15 protein-coding genes and 1 tRNA gene are annotated in these 15,282 nt (G+C 33.3%); 5 read left to right on the top strand and 11 right to left on the bottom strand.

The window, feature by feature from the left end:
• Positions 1–9: 9 nt before the first annotated feature.
• Together prmA and K1X16_RS02795 are read left to right on the top strand one after the other, a co-directional pair.
• A complete protein-coding gene (prmA, locus tag K1X16_RS02800) occupies positions 10–843 on the top strand; it encodes a 50S ribosomal protein L11 methyltransferase (protein WP_195869633.1) in 834 nt (277 codons plus the stop codon).
• 62 nt (positions 844–905) lie between these two features.
• Positions 906–1,178, top strand: a complete 273-nt coding sequence (locus K1X16_RS02795) for an ATP-dependent Clp protease adaptor ClpS (protein WP_195869632.1) — start codon at positions 906–908, stop codon at positions 1,176–1,178.
• 50 nt (positions 1,179–1,228) lie between these two features.
• Here the strand turns inward: K1X16_RS02795 and K1X16_RS02790 are convergent, their stop codons facing one another.
• From K1X16_RS02790 to K1X16_RS02765, 6 genes are all read right to left on the bottom strand, one after another.
• Complete coding sequence (locus K1X16_RS02790; protein WP_225034968.1) at positions 1,229–1,432, bottom strand: hypothetical protein; 204 nt, start codon at positions 1,430–1,432, stop codon at positions 1,229–1,231.
• 171 nt (positions 1,433–1,603) lie between these two features.
• The gene (locus K1X16_RS02785; protein WP_225034967.1) at positions 1,604–3,010 is read right to left on the bottom strand and encodes an MBL fold metallo-hydrolase; all 1,407 of its coding nucleotides are present in this window, start codon (positions 3,008–3,010) and stop codon (positions 1,604–1,606) included.
• Positions 3,011–3,080: 70 nt separating this feature from the next.
• On the bottom strand, positions 3,081–3,884 hold the full coding sequence (locus tag K1X16_RS02780; protein WP_225034966.1) for a sulfite exporter TauE/SafE family protein: 804 nt from the start codon (positions 3,882–3,884) through the stop codon (positions 3,081–3,083).
• A 1-nt stretch (position 3,885) separates the two neighbouring features.
• On the bottom strand, positions 3,886–4,302 hold the full coding sequence (locus K1X16_RS02775; protein ID WP_195869629.1) for a DUF6691 family protein: 417 nt from the start codon (positions 4,300–4,302) through the stop codon (positions 3,886–3,888).
• Positions 4,303–4,304: 2 nt separating this feature from the next.
• Positions 4,305–4,862 carry a YeeE/YedE family protein gene (locus K1X16_RS02770; protein WP_225034965.1) on the bottom strand — a complete coding sequence of 186 codons (558 nt, stop codon included), beginning with the start codon at positions 4,860–4,862 and terminating at the stop codon, positions 4,305–4,307.
• Positions 4,863–4,923: 61 nt separating this feature from the next.
• On the bottom strand, positions 4,924–5,559 hold the full coding sequence (locus K1X16_RS02765; protein WP_195869627.1) for a Crp/Fnr family transcriptional regulator: 636 nt from the start codon (positions 5,557–5,559) through the stop codon (positions 4,924–4,926).
• An 85-nt stretch (positions 5,560–5,644) separates the two neighbouring features.
• Here K1X16_RS02765 and K1X16_RS02760 point away from each other — a divergent pair.
• A tRNA-Arg gene (locus tag K1X16_RS02760) sits at positions 5,645–5,718 on the top strand.
• Between the two features lie 146 nt (positions 5,719–5,864).
• Here the strand turns inward: K1X16_RS02760 and K1X16_RS02755 are convergent.
• The gene (locus K1X16_RS02755; protein ID WP_195869626.1) at positions 5,865–6,293 is read right to left on the bottom strand and encodes an organic hydroperoxide resistance protein; all 429 of its coding nucleotides are present in this window, start codon (positions 6,291–6,293) and stop codon (positions 5,865–5,867) included.
• A 220-nt stretch (positions 6,294–6,513) separates the two neighbouring features.
• The gene (locus tag K1X16_RS02750; RefSeq protein WP_195869625.1) at positions 6,514–6,669 is read right to left on the bottom strand and encodes an SsrA-binding protein; all 156 of its coding nucleotides are present in this window, start codon (positions 6,667–6,669) and stop codon (positions 6,514–6,516) included.
• 561 nt (positions 6,670–7,230) lie between these two features.
• On the opposite strand from K1X16_RS02750, the gene K1X16_RS02745 reads away from it, so the two are divergent.
• A complete protein-coding gene (locus K1X16_RS02745; protein WP_225034964.1) occupies positions 7,231–9,192 on the top strand; it encodes an endonuclease in 1,962 nt (653 codons plus the stop codon).
• A gap of 77 nt (positions 9,193–9,269) precedes the next feature.
• On the opposite strand, the gene K1X16_RS02740 is transcribed toward K1X16_RS02745, so the two are convergent.
• Together K1X16_RS02740 and K1X16_RS02735 are read right to left on the bottom strand one after the other, a co-directional pair.
• Positions 9,270–11,348 (bottom strand): M56 family metallopeptidase, encoded by a 2,079-nt coding sequence (locus K1X16_RS02740; RefSeq protein WP_225034963.1) that lies wholly within the window; start codon positions 11,346–11,348, stop codon positions 9,270–9,272.
• A 2-nt stretch (positions 11,349–11,350) separates the two neighbouring features.
• A complete protein-coding gene (locus K1X16_RS02735) occupies positions 11,351–11,710 on the bottom strand; it encodes a BlaI/MecI/CopY family transcriptional regulator (protein WP_195869622.1) in 360 nt (119 codons plus the stop codon).
• Positions 11,711–11,880: 170 nt separating this feature from the next.
• Here K1X16_RS02735 and K1X16_RS02730 point away from each other — a divergent pair, with 170 nt between their 5' ends.
• Positions 11,881–12,831 (top strand): calcium/sodium antiporter, encoded by a 951-nt coding sequence (locus K1X16_RS02730; protein WP_195869621.1) that lies wholly within the window; start codon positions 11,881–11,883, stop codon positions 12,829–12,831.
• Positions 12,832–13,183: 352 nt separating this feature from the next.
• Here K1X16_RS02730 and K1X16_RS02725 read toward each other — a convergent pair whose 3' ends face one another.
• The gene (locus K1X16_RS02725; RefSeq protein WP_195869620.1) at positions 13,184–15,025 is read right to left on the bottom strand and encodes a T9SS type A sorting domain-containing protein; all 1,842 of its coding nucleotides are present in this window, start codon (positions 15,023–15,025) and stop codon (positions 13,184–13,186) included.
• Positions 15,026–15,282 lie beyond the last annotated feature (257 nt).

Raw genomic sequence — 15,282 nt, 5'->3', positions numbered from 1 at the left:
AAATATTAAATGTCTGAAATATATATTGGCTATACCTTTTGTGTAAAACCCTTACAGCCAGCTGTTGAGATTTTAATTGCTGAATTAGGATACGCAGGTTTTGAAAGTTTTGTTGAAAATGAACAAGGTGTAATAGCTTATATTCAAAAAGACGAATGGAATGAAAACATTCTAGATGATATTTATATTTTAAATTCAGACGAATTTGAGATTTCATACACGTTTGAAGACATAGAGCAAACCAATTGGAATGAAGAATGGGAGAAAAATTTTAATCCTATTGTCGTTGATGATGTGGTTTCCGTACGTGCTCCTTTTCATGAGAAACCAGATACTAAGTTCGATTTGGTTATTGAGCCTAAAATGAGTTTTGGAACAGGTCATCATGAAACGACACACATGATGATTCAACATATTCTAAAAAATGATTTTAAAGGTAAAACTGTTTTAGATATGGGTTGCGGAACAGGTGTTTTAGCAATTTTGGCAGAGCAGGTTGGTGCTCGTAAACTTGATGCTATTGATATAGATAACTGGTGTTATTTAAATAGTATAGAGAATGTAGAACGAAATGATTGTAAGCATATTTCGGTTTATGAAGGTGATGTTAAATTGTTAAAAGGTAAAAAATACGATACTATTATAGCAAACATCAATAGAAACATATTGTTGGCTGATATCTCAGAATATGCTAAGTGTTTAAATGAAAATGGGTCACTGTTTTTAAGTGGTTTTTACGAACAGGATATTCCAATAATTGAAGCAGAATGCAATAAACAGATGTTAAAATTAGAGGAAACTCTCCAAAAAGGGCAGTGGGTTTCATTAAAATTTATAAATTAGTAGTAATTAAAATAGAGTCTGTCAGACTAAGCGCATAAGAATTGCTTAAAAAGATATCTACTATGACTAAAGAAAAATATTCAGAAGAACTACTTCTGCAAGAAGAAGATTTAAAGCAAAACGAAATAGTATTATTTAATGACGAGGTCAATACTTTTGACCATGTTATAAATACACTTATTTATGCTTGCGACCACATGCCAGAACAAGCAGAGCAATGTGCCTTATTAGTACATTATAAAGGAAAGTGTACGGTTAAAACGGGGCCATACGAAGATTTAGAGCCACGGTGTTCCAAGCTTTTACAAGCCGGACTTAGTGCTGAAATAGTTTAAATAAAAATCCCACAATGCGTGGGATTTTTTATTTTTATAGACGGTTATATTCATATTCTCATATCAACAACGCGATTCTGGTAGTTACCCGAAACGTGACAAGAAATCTTATAAATTAAAGGTTGCCCTTCGTGTCTCACCGGAATGACAATAGGTGCTTTCATCGTCATTCTGCCAACAGCAAAACTCACAAAAAATATTGCCTTTTTAGGTAATGCGTATGCCTCTCCATTAGCTGGATAGCCTAATTGCAATAATTTATTTTTCACAGCTTTAAATCTGTTATCTGATGATGACTTAAAACTTACTTCGTCGGTATCGTTATCAACTTTAACGTCAGAAACACCATGTAATTTAGATAATTAGATGATGATAGTGTTTGCATAACCACCACATTTTAAGTGTGTTTTTGGAAATCCTTAAGTTTATAACGTAGTAGGACAAACAAAATCGGTTGTCTTTAAGTCCGTGTTTTGAATAGCTCCAAATCCACCAGCAACATCAATAAGTTTGTCATAACCTCTAGCTTTTAATATGGATGCAGCAATCACAGAACGGTAACCACCTGCGCAATGCACATAATAGGTTTTGTCCTTGCTTACTTCGCTCATCTTTTCATTGATAAAGTCTAATGATAAGTGTTGCGCATCGACAATATGAGATGATAAGTATTCACCATCCTTACGAACATCTAAAATATTAACAGAGTTTTCGTTTGCTCTTTTGGCAAGTTCTTCAGCCGAAATAGAATCTAATGTTTCAACATCTTTACCTGCTTTTCTCCATGCTTCTAATCCACCTTCAAGATAGCCTAAGGTGTTATCATAACCAACACGAGAAAGTCTTGTAACAGCTTCTTCAGATTTACCTTCAGGAACGACTAAAACAATCGGTTGCTTTATATCTTTAATTAAAGCTCCGACCCAAGGTGCAAACCCTCCATTCAATCCAATAAAAATAGAATTAGGAATGTGGCCTTTTATAAAATCGGCTTGCGTTCTAACATCTAAAACCAAAGCCGACTCATGATTTGCCATAGCTTCAAAAGCCTCAGGATTGAGCGCAACATTACCAGTTTTTAAAACAGTATCAAAAGCATCATACCCCATTTTGTTCATCATGGCGTTTTTTGCAAAATACTGTGGAGGTGGAGCGATACCATCTAAAACTTCTTTTACAAATTCAGCTTTAGTCATATCTTCTCTCAGTGCATAGTTTGTTTTTTTCTGTTCGCCTAAAACACCAACCGTTTCTTTGCTGAGGTTTTTTCCACAAGCAGAACCTGCACCATGAGCAGGATAAACGATAACGTCATCTGCAAGGGGCATAATTTTATTTCGAAGCGAATCGAATAACATGGCCGCTAAATCTTCCTTAGTTAAGTCTGACTTAATAGCTAAATCTGGCCGTCCAACATCACCTAAAAACAACGTGTCACCAGAAAAAATAGCGTGATCTTTTCCATCTTCATCAATTAATAAGTACGTCGCAGATTCTAAGGTATGTCCTGGTGTGTGTAACACTTTAATGGTCACATTACCTAATTTTAATTCTTCACCATCCTTAGCTGTATGAATGTCATATTCGGTCGTTGCTCCAGGACCAAATACGATAGTAGCACCAGTTTCTTTCGCTAAATCTACATGACCAGAAACAAAATCGGCATGAAAGTGTGTTTCTAAAATATATTTAATTTTCGCATTACTGTCTTTTGCCTTATCAATATATTGCTGTATCTCTCTAAGAGGATCAATGATAGCAACCTCACCTTCAGATTCAATATAATAAGCACCTTGTGCTAAACAGCCTGTATATAATTGTTCTATTTTCATTCTTTATGTATTTGTTTTACAAATTTACTAAACTTCATTTTTAGACATGTGATAATTATCACAAACTGTGTTAAAAGAGCTCTTTAAACAAGATGTATATTGCCATGACTATCGTAAAGTATCCAAAGCCTCTTTTTAAACGTTTGGCACTTATTTTTTTTGATAATGCTAATCCTATAAAAATTCCAATAATAGAAATAAGGGTAAACGTAATTAAAAATTCCCAGTTGATATTCAGGGTTTTTAAATCGCCTAAAAATCCTATTAGCGATTGTATGGCAATAATAAATAAGGATGTACTTATCGCTTTTTTAATCGGTAGTTTTACCAATAGAACTAATGCAGGTACAATTAAAAATCCGCCTCCAGCACCAACTAAGCCTGCTAATGCACCTATTCCAATGGCTTGTGTACCAATTGCAAAATAGTGTGAGCTATCAAATTGTTTAACGGTATCTTCACTAATAACGTTTTTGGATTTAATCATTGACCAACCTGCTAATAGCATCGTAATAGAAAATATCAACATAATTAAAAGTGAATTGGTAAGTGAAAAACCACCTAGAGTAAAAATCACTTCTGGTAAGTTAGGTATAACTAAGCTTCTTACCATAAAGATTGTAATTATGGAGGGTATGGCAAATATGATAGCAGTTTTAAAATCAATACTATTTTTCTTTATGTTTCTAACGGTACCGACTAAAGCCGTACTACCAACAACAAATAGTGAATAGCCAGTAGCAACTATTGGACTGAAATTTAAAAAATATACTAAAATAGGCACCGTTAAAATAGAACCTCCTCCGCCTATTAGACCTAAAACAAGTCCAACAATTAGTGCGCCGATATAACCTAAAATCTCAACGAGTTCCATTTTAATGTGGTAATTTATCTTTTAATAATCCGTAAACATAAGTGCCTAATAATGCTGCAGCAATAACAATTAGAATTGAAAAAGCTCCTGTGCCAATTAGAATGTACATTGGTCCAGGACATGCACCAGATAAAGCCCAGCCTAATCCAAAGATTATACCTCCTAGCATATATCGGGTAAAACCACGGTCTTTTAAAGGTACTCTCAACGATTTGCCTTCTGTGGTTTTAATTTTTTTATTTTTTGAAAGTAAAAGGATAATAATACCTGTTGTAACGGCTGTTCCTATGATGCCATACATATGAAAGGATTGAAACTTAAACATTTCAAAAATACGATACCACGATACAGCTTCAGACTTTACTAAAACAATTCCGAAGAAAATACCTACGCTAAAAAATTTTATATACTTACCCATAATTAAAAGAGAATTGGAAAAATAAGGTGAATCATAATTAAGCCTCCGACAAAGAAACCTATAACAGCAATAAGTGAGGGTAGTTGTAAACTACTTAATCCTGTGATGGCGTGGCCAGAAGTGCAACCACCTGCGTAACGTGTACCAAAGCCAACAAGAAATCCGCCAACAACAAGTATAGAAATGCCTTTAATACTAAAGACGGCATCCCAACTAAATAATTCTGGAGGTAATAAGCTTTGCCCAAAATCACTAAATCCAAGTGCAGACAAATCTTTTATAGTGGCTTCACTCAAATCCATATTTATGGGGTTTGACAATAGATAGTGGGCAATAAAACCGCCAACAATAGCGCCTAAAACGACGACTAAGTTCCATTTATGGTTTTGCCAATCGTAATTGAAAAAGGCAACACGTTTTCCGGCTCCTCCCATAGCACACATAGTTCTAAGGTTAGATGACATCCCAAAGGTTTTGCCAAAATAGAGTAGTAGATACATAACGATTGCAATACATGGTCCGGAAACATACCAAGGCCAAGGTTGTAAAATATAATCCATAATTTTAATTTGATTCAATAAATAATAGGGTTCTGTAGTTTAGACTGTGCGTTAAAAGTTACTAAAATTCTAAGACAAGAATTTTGTTTCTTCCAAGTTCAATTTTATTCTCTCGCTCTAATTGTTTTAATAAACGCGAAATGACGACTCGAGACGTATTTAAATCTTCCGCAATTTCTTGGTGTGTGATTTCTAAACTTGTGGATGCAGATAGTTTTACTTGATCTGTAAGGTATTTGAATAAGCGTTCATCCATTTTCATAAATGCGAGCGTGTCAATGGTTTCTAGCATTTCGTCAAATCGAATTTGATAACTTTGTAGTATGAAGTTTCTCCAGCTCTCATTAGAGTTAAACCACAATTTCATATTTTCAATAGGTATCATTATAACTGTTGCGTCTTCATCTGCAATGGCTCTAATTTTACTTACAGACTTAACCATGCAACAGGTTAATGACATGGCACATGTGTCTCCAGATTCTAAAACATACAGCAAAAGTTCATCTCCATCATTATCTTCGCGTAAAACTTTAATGTTTCCTTTGATTAAAAGTGGAATGAATTTTAAATCTTGACCAATATCTATAATAATATCTGCTTTTTTAAAAGATTTTAATAAAGCAACATTAGCTATATTATCGATTGTTTCTGAATCGAATAAGTAATGAAAAGGTTCGAGTAGTTCTTTTGAAATCATACTTCAAAAATAGTAATTTAAAAATTTGAATTAAATAGTTTGGCTATGATTTAATAAAAGTATTATATTTGCACCCACTTAAAACGGCCTCGTGGCGCAACTGAATAGCGCACTTGATTACGGCTCAAGAGGTTACAGGTTTGAATCCTGTCGAGGTCACTAGTGTTTATAAGGGTTTCAAGAAATTGAAGCCCTTTTTATTTATCTCTTTTTCACATTATTTGCCCAAAACATATAAAAAACCACGCAAGTCTAAAAAATGATTTACGTGGTTTTATAATGTATTTAGTTTGTGAAATGACCACTTATTCGTCTATCAATAAATTTAAATTTACTGTAATATTATCTCGTGTCGCCTTACTAAAAGGGCAAATTTCGTGTGCTTTTTCTACTAAGTCTTCACCTGTTTTTAAATCCACTCCTGGAATGTAACAATCTAAAGTGGCTTCTAAGAAAAAACCATCATCGTCTTTACAAAATCCTATGGTCGCAGATACACTTAATGCTTCGTTATCTATAGTTATCTTTTCGTTTTCAGCAATGGCTTGTATCGCTCCGCCAAAACATGCTCCGTAAGCAGCTCCAAAAAGTTGTTCAGGGTTTGTACCGTTTCCACCATCGCCTCCCATTGCTTTTGGCACGGAAAGATTATGATCTAAAGGACCATCTTCAGACGTAATATGTCCTGCTCTACCTCCTTCAGCTTTTGTGGTCGTTTCATATAATGTTTTCATAATTAATTGGTTTTTGTGTTAATGTACTAAAGATAATACGACAGAGCAGCCTAATAAAATCTATAGTCTTAAAGTTGTCTTAAACTTAGGATTGCAAATAAACGCTGTTTTGAGTATTCTTAATGCCTAAAGGCCGTTGTAAAGAAATACTTTTAATATTTATGAAATAATTGTTTAAACGCTGAGGTTGCCTTTATACAGAGGAGTAAAACGTTAAGTTTTAATTATGCAATGCATTTTTAGTAACATAAACGCGCCAACCTATTATAGCAAGTTGTAGTTTAGACGCTTTGCTAAGGTCTAATTGTTTTTTGGTATAAGATGGAAGTATGGCTTTGTTAAGTTTTGCCAGAAGTTTAAAGATTTTAGTTTTCATTGTAAGTTGAATTTTAAATCTTTAGCAAAAATAGTAAAACTTATTCTAGAACTAAGTTTTACATGTTTTGATTGGTGGTTTGGTTGAAATTTAGATTATTACTAAAATAAATTCAATAATTAGGTTTGTTAGTGTCATCATAATTTTTTTGGTTTTAAAGGTTAATAAAATACACTGTTTGTTTGATTGAGTTTTCAATATATAATCTAAACCTGTATTGTTCCAAATGTTTTAGTATAAATCAATGAAATTGAATTCTAATTTATAACTAAAAAGATTGTTTGTGTTTCGATATTTTATAAGCTGTCTATAGAAAAGTTTCATATTAAAACCTTATAATGTGTTTGTGGTTTCGATTTTATGGTTTTTAAGGGCTGTTTTAGGCTTGTTTTAAAAATCGTAGAGGTGTTTTGTGTCTAAAACACTCATTTTCTTATATTTCATTGTTTTTAAGTTTTGATAAACTGATAAATTTCATGTTTTAAGTCGTCTATTTTTTGTATTTAATTTATGCATAACAGTTAGACTTAATAATATTCTATCTTTGTAAAAAATATAGAGATGAAAAAAATTACGTTTGCAGTATTGTTATTAATTTCTGGGTTGAGCTGGTCTCAAGTTTTAATAATTAACGAACTAGAAGCCGATAGTCCTGGCATTGATACTCATGAGTTTATTGAGTTAAAATCTGAAACTCCAAACTTTTCAACCGATGGTTATATATTAGTTTTTTTTAACGGATCGAGTAGTGGTGGTGATCGCAGCTATTTTACATATGACTTAAATGGGTTAACAACAGATATTAACGGGTTGTTAGTTATAGGGAGTTCTAACATAACGCCTTTTCCGCAGGCCTTAATGTCTGAAAATGTGATTCAGAATGGGCCAGATGCTGTTGGTATTTATCAAGCTTCAATTTTTGACTTCCCAGAAGAAACATTAGCAACTCAAGACAATTTAATTGATGCGATGGTTTATGGGACAAATGATGCTGATGCTACTGGCTTATTAGATAAGCTTGGTGAAACTACGCAACACAATGACAGTGGTACTAATGCTAACCCAAAATCAATTCAGCGATTTGTAGATGAGATGGGAGTTGAAACATATGCGTCGGCAACTCCAACTCCAAGAAGAGAGAATGATGGCTCTGGTATTGCCATAAATGCGATTCATATTTCTGTATTAGAAACACAAATAGGTGAAGGGGATGATTTTGAGATCACATTCACAGCAGATACCAACATGACTTCGGATTTAAATTTCAATATAAGTTTAGATAATTACGGATTTAATACCTCCGATTATACAGGAAATACAAGTTTAACAATCTTAACAGGTGAGAATACGACAAGTACTACAATTACACTAATTGATGATGAATTAGATGAAGGTGATGAGGTTTTAAAAATTAGATTTTTAGATTTAGTAGAACCTATTGTCGCTAATAATGGAGATGTTGAAGTACGTGTTGTAGATAATGATTGGACAGTTGCCGCTTGGGGAACACCATTAGATCCTACATATGGTATTGTTGAAAGTACACAACCAAATGGTTACTATAATAGTTTAGATGGTTTGGAAGATCTTGCATTAAGACAAGCGTTACAAGACATTGTAGCAGACCCAAATGTGGTTAGAGCACAGACCTATGCAGATGTTAATGATATTTTAAAAGAGGCAGATCAAAATCCTGCTCATAGTAATCAGGTTTGGTTGGTTTATTTAGAGGAAGGTAGACCTAAGTTAGACATTCAATCGAGTTCATTAAGCACTGGGAAATGGAATAGAGAACATACGTTTCCGAGATCTCGAGGTGGCTTTTATAGTATAGAAGAAGATGAAATCGCAGATGGTATTGATATTTATTGGACAACAGAAGCAGATTCTTTACGTCATGGTAACTCTGATGTACACGCTTTAAGAGCTGCAGATGGTCCTGAGAACAGTAGTAGAAATAATCAGTTTTACGGTGAATATAATGGGCCAACAGGTACTGCTGGAATGTTTAAAGGTGATGTCGCAAGGGGTGTTTTTTATATGGCAGTGCGTTACAATGGGTTAGAAATAGTGAACGGTTTTCCGGAAGGGAATGTTGGACAGTTTGGTGATTTAGAAACATTGTTAGAATGGCACAGAAATGATCCACCAGACGATTTTGAAATGAATAGAAATAACGTAATTTATGAATGGCAGAAGAATAGAAACCCGTTTATAGACCAGCCAGATATGATAGAATATATTTGGGGAAATATGATTGGTGAAACATGGAACCAACCATTAAGTGTAGATGATGCTACAGCACTTAAAGTTGCTATTCACCCTAATCCTACAGCAGGACGTGTTTATTTTTCTGGTTTAAATGCTACAGCAGATATCGAAGTGTACGCTATGGATGGAAAACTTTTAAAGCGTGTTCAAGGAATTGAAGAGTTTGTAGATTTAGAGGTTGCTTCAGGAATATACCTTTTAAAACTAACGAGTGATAATCGTTCTGTGATTAAGAAGGTTATTGTAGAGTAATAAAAATCCTTAATACATTAGAAAGCCAAACTGAATGATTTTAGTTTGGCTTTTTATTTTTAATAGAAAAGAACTAGCTATGGTTGTTTTGTTCTAGCAATTAATGCACCATCAGACTTACCATATTCTATATTTGGAATACCGTCGTTTACTTTCCAGGTTGCGCTAGCTTTGCTACCGTCTTTATCGTCCAAACTAATTTTTATGCTGGTAATTTCTCCAGCTTTATTGCGTTTTAATTTTGAGTATTTAACAGTAATTCCATTGTTTTTGAGATTCATTTTATGATTGTCTAATACTTCATCTGTAGTGTATTTTGAAATATATGCGATAGAGGCATTTTTTGAAGCATCTTCATCATCTATAAAAGTTACACTTGTAATTTCAGATCTCGTAATCTGCTCTAGATTATCTTTCTTTGTGATGACGACATTTTCTTTTGTTGTTAATTCAATGACACCATTTTTACCTTTTTCGCCATATTTATGAATAGCTTTCTCGTCTTTTAAAACAGTTACGCTCTCAATATTTTCAGGAGAAATAGATTTTAAATAATCCGATGAAACTTCTTTGCCATTAAAAAGGACTAATGGTTTTGGGTTTTGAAAATAATTGTTTTGAGTACTATAAGTTTTTTTGTTTGTAGCATCATAGATTACAATGTCTTTACTTATGATTTCAGGTTGTGATCCATCTTCATAATAAAAATCAGATGTCTCATTAGTTAGACGTTTTACCTCTGAAGAATCTATAGAGAAATATATACTGTCTTGCGCATTCTTAGTGGTTTTCATATTCTTAAAGAATGTATTGTTTTTCGATGTTTGAGTTTTTATATATGTACTGTCTTCGACAATTACCACTATACTGTCTTGATCTATAGCTTGCTTTTGACCGCTTTGCGACTGATTGTGGATTTCTTCAACGATAAGCATTGTTTTTATATGATTGTCATCTTGAATTGCTCCAACACTAAAATTTCCATCATCAGTCACTTTAAATTCGAAAGGGTTAATACCTTCTGTGTCTTTAACACTATAATTTGCGGTGCCATTTGGTGTTTTAAAATCAATATTAATATTTGAAATTTCGTTTTGACTATTGCGCTTCAAACGTTTTATGGTCATAGTCACATTTTTAGACTTTAACCATGTTTTTATTTTGTCAATGCTTTTGTCAGTTGAGTTTTTTGTGAACTTTACCTTAATGGTTTCTGATGTAATAGAATCTTGTTTTGCTGCGGAAGTTTCTTTAGATTGTAAAGTATTGATTTGTTTAGAATCGTTAGTTTGAGTTTCAACATAAACAGTTTCTGAATTCATACTCATCATGAGTCCAGCTAAAAGCGGTAATACAAATACATATTTCCATTGATTTTTCTTGTTTGATCTCGATTTGTTTAACATAAGGATTCGTTTTTTGATTGATGAATTATAAAAGTTATTAGATAATATGCTGTGATGATTAGCAATACTAGTTTTTAACAATAAATGCTGATAGTCCTTTTTAGAATGAGAACTATTTAGACTTTTAAAATCAGCAATATATTCTAAGTTTTGGCGCACTTCTTTTCTGTATAACCAAATCAAAGGATTGAACCAGAAAACAACACAAGCTAATTGTGTTAACAGAATATCTATGGAATGTAATTGGTTAACATGAATTTTTTCATGCGTTAAAATAAGTTGAAGTTCTTTGTTTTCATATGTTTCAGGATTATAAATGATCCATTTAAAAAATGAAAACGGTGAGATGTTGTGGTTTACAATGACGTAAGTAAAATGTTGGTCTTTACGCTTTGGGTTTTTTAACAGCAGTGAAACTAAAGAACTAAACTGAAATACAAATTGAATGCTAAATACTACCAACCCAATACCATATAGTATAGGTATGAGGCTATACCAATCAAACGAGGTAGAAGGTTGTGCTGCAACAAAACTTGAAGGTGTAGATGGTATAAATGTAGTTGTTTGCGTTATGATAGGCTCAATAGGAACATAGATGGGAATTACAATTAACGGAAAAACCAATGCAAGTAGTAATCCCATTAAAAGGAACCATCTGTTGTGTTCAAAAAATGTTTCCTTCTTCAGAAAAACGTAAAAACACAAATACATTAAAATGATTACGGCTGAAGCTTTTAATAGATATTCCATAATTATTTTTTATTTTCTATTAATGCTATAATCTCTTTTAGCTCATCAACACTTATTTTTTCTTCTTTAGCAAAAAAGGAAACCACGTTTTTATAAGAGCTATTAAAATAATTTTCAATAGCGGTATTCATAAACTTGGTTTTATAGTCCTCCTTTGTAACTATAGGAAAATATTGATGTGTTTTTCCATAGGCATTGTAGCTAACATATCCTTTTTCTTCAAGATTGCGTATTATGGTAGACAAGGTGTTGTAATGTGGTTTGTCTGTAGTTATCTCTGCTAATACATCTTTCACGAAGGCTTTTTCTAGCCTCCACAAAATATGCATTATTTCTTCTTCTTTGTTTGTTAGCTTTTGCATAGGAATGAAGTCTATTATTAATAGTGTTCTTCAAAAGTACAACTATTTTTTTAGTTACACAACTATAAATATAGTTACATAACGAATAATATAGTTGTATTGAGTGTGAAAATGAAATATTATCTTTGCGCTTTTAACAGAAGTTGGGATATTAAAAAATTAGATAGAGAATGAGTGTGTTTCTTGTATTAGCTGGTTTAGCGTTGTTGGTTGTTGGTGGAGATTTTTTAGTGAGAGCGTCGGTTGGCTTATCATTTAAACTGAAACTATCTAAGTTGGTAATAGGGATGACAGTTGTGTCTTTTGCAACTTCTGCACCTGAGTTATTAGTGAGTTTACAAGCAGCTTTAGATGGAGTGTCAGATATATCCTTGGGTAATGTTATAGGTTCTAATATTGCAAATATTGGGCTAGTCTTAGGTATTACAGCAATCATCTCTCCATTGGCAGTAGATAAAGATTTCTACAAGTTAAATTGGCCAATGATGATGTTGATTTCCTTTGTGTTGTATTATTTCTTATTAAATGACAACATTTTAACCGCGTTAGAAGGAGCGATTTTGTTTGTAGCCCTAATTGTATTTTTATTTATTTTAATTCGGAGTTCTAGGAAATCTACGAAAGCAAATTTAGAGGAGGTAGACGATGCCTTAGCTGTAGTTTCTAATTTTAAAATTGGGATGTGGTTATTGATTGGTGCAGCCGGATTGTATTTTGGATCTGAGTGGTTAGTAAAAGGTGCTAAAGACTTGGCGGAAACTGTAGGTATTAGCGATTATGCAATTTCGGTTACTGTTATTGCAATTGGAACAAGTGTGCCAGAACTAGCAGCATCAGTAATTGCGGCATTAAAAAAGGAGAAAGCATTATCTTTAGGAAATCTTATTGGGTCCAATATTTTTAATATAGCATCTGTTTTGGGTTTAACTGCGATTATAAAACCAATTGCTGTGAATCCAGAAACTCCAGAAATACTATCAACTAACATTTGGTGGATGATTGCTTATGCAGCTATTTTAATACCGTTAATAATTATCCCAAAACGATTTGAAATAGGAAGAATAAAAGGCATGCTATTGTTTGGTGGCTATATCGTTTTTATATTTTTAGCTTTAAAATAAGCGATACATTTGCTTTTGTAATGTGAAAAAATGGTCTACAAAGTTGAGGTTTCTTATCGAATTGATTACGATATAAGTAATAGTTACAAAATGATTCTACTCTGATTTGAGAAGGTTTACTGCGGCCTAGTTATAACTAGTATGTTTTAACAACATCTTTACGAGCGTCTTTAATATAGACTGTGCTACACGCATTAAATTTCTGTATACTAATCCTATATGTTGAATGCAATAGCACTTAAATTGGTAGCCACTATTTAAATTTATGTATTGTCATAAAGAAAGCCACCTGAGAATTGAATCTCAGGTGGCTTTTTTATTTGTAAATAGAATTGCTATTTAAAGTCGGTATTTATTTAGTTACAACAAACTTCTTAGTAATACTTGTATTACCTGTTGTAATCTTATAAATGTATAAACCTGAAGCTAAACTACTAGCATTGAACTCAGCTTTGTACACTTTACCAGGATAAGCTTCTTCATTGAACACCTGACCAACATTACGACCATTTATATCAAATACTTCGATTAGAACGTCACCTGTTGCATTAGGCGTAAATTCAATATATGAAACACTGTTTGTTGGGTTAGGGTAAGTTCTAAATCCAATTTCTTCAGCATCTAATGTCTCTACATTTAGCGCATTGTAGTGAGCCTCAGCATAAGCTGCATAGTTAAACTCTTCGCAAGTTCCAACAGCAATTACACCATCTAAATCATAGCCATCGTGAGTTTTTGTTAGCTCATTATTGTTTACAATTTTCACATAGTTGATGAAGTCAAAATCGCCCGCATCTGAAATGTCAATTGCATTATTTGACTTACATACAGTACCTGCATAATGATAATTAATATTGTCAGCAGAAACTAAAACATCAGCATACTCTTTATAAGTATCACAACCCCAAGTGTTTTGGAATGTAGTTTCAATAACCACTAAGTCTGGTCCTTCTGTATTGTATACTGCGCCACCAAAAGTTAAAGTGATTTCGCCACCGTAACCAAGTGAAGTAAATACATATTCGTCAGTTTGTTCTGGAACACCAAGTACATTTTCTGGAGTTTCAGTTCTGATAGCGTCAATAACACCACCATTTTTTGTAGTTCCTTCAACATAGTTAAAATAAGCTACTGGGTAACAACCTGCTGGTGTTGGCTCTATTGGTTCGTTACAACCTGTTAAAGCTATAACCCCGTCTAAATCGAATCCGTCAGTAGAAATAGAATCAGTAGGTGTTGTGTCTATTATCTTTACTTCTGAAATATAAGTTAGTGCAATTGGGGCATCACTAATATCTAAATCTCCTGAATCACCTGTACGTACTGATCCTATTAAATAAAAGTCAATACCATTTTGAGAAACGTAAACATCAGCAGATTCTGGGTAAGCTGCGTACGAAGCATTGTCATAAGTAGTTTCAACAACTCTAATGTCTGAACCTTCGTTGTTATATACAACACCATCAAAGCTAATAGTAACTTCTCCACCGTGACCTAACGATAAAAAATTAACTGTGTCATCCATTTCTGGTTCTCCTAAAGCTTGGTTAGTGTCCATACGCTCTAACGTTTTTATAGTCTCTCCATTATCATCCTTTCCTGGTATGTAATCAAAAGCTTCTGAGCCATAACAAACTTCAGCAGGAATATCTTCACAACCGTTAACTGCTTCAATACCATCTAAATCATAGCCATCACCTGATCCAGTTGTCGTATCTGTAATTCTGATTTGTGTAATGTAATCTAAGTCAACAGCATCAAGGTCAATATCTCCATCACGGCATATTGTACCATATTCAACCCATGTTGAACCGTCTTGAGATAATTCAATTAAAGCTTGCTCATCATCACTAGAACCACAGTTATCTCCACTAAATGAAGTTTCATAAATTGCGATATCAGTTCCAGGTTGGTTGAATACTGCTCCACCTAACTCTAGCGTAATACTTCCGTTGATACCTAAAGAGTAAAAACCTCCAGGTTCGTTAGCTTTATCTGGTGCGTGTAATGCAGCATTTACATCTGAACGATCCGCATTAACAGCAGTTCCTTCTGATGTAGTTCCTTGTGTAGAAGTAATGACTTCAACGGCATTACAGTTTTCTTGTGGACTGTCTTGAGCGTTTAATCCCATTGTCATAAAAATAGCTGCTCCACATAAAACTGGAAGCACCTGTTTAGTAATTCTTTTCATAAGTACATAAATTTGGTTAATAACAAGCACGAAGTTAAAGTAGGAAAGATGTTTTGATGTAAATAAAACGAGGACTGTATTGGAATACTCGATGAAATGACAGAGTTTACCTTAAACCGTTAAAATAACCGATGAAATTTAGATTGTTGTGAGTTAGGTGTAAATAAGGAAATTACACTGTATTCATTTAGTTATATATATATATAAGGAGTGAATAATTATATATAGAGGAGTGTATTTTGCTGATTACTAAGAGT

Source organism: Winogradskyella sp. SM1960 (assembly GCF_020179375.1).
GTDB lineage: Bacteria > Bacteroidota > Bacteroidia > Flavobacteriales > Flavobacteriaceae > Winogradskyella > Winogradskyella marina.
The sequence above is the reverse complement of the archived record's forward strand: the minus strand, read 5'-3'. Positions and strand labels throughout refer to the sequence as shown.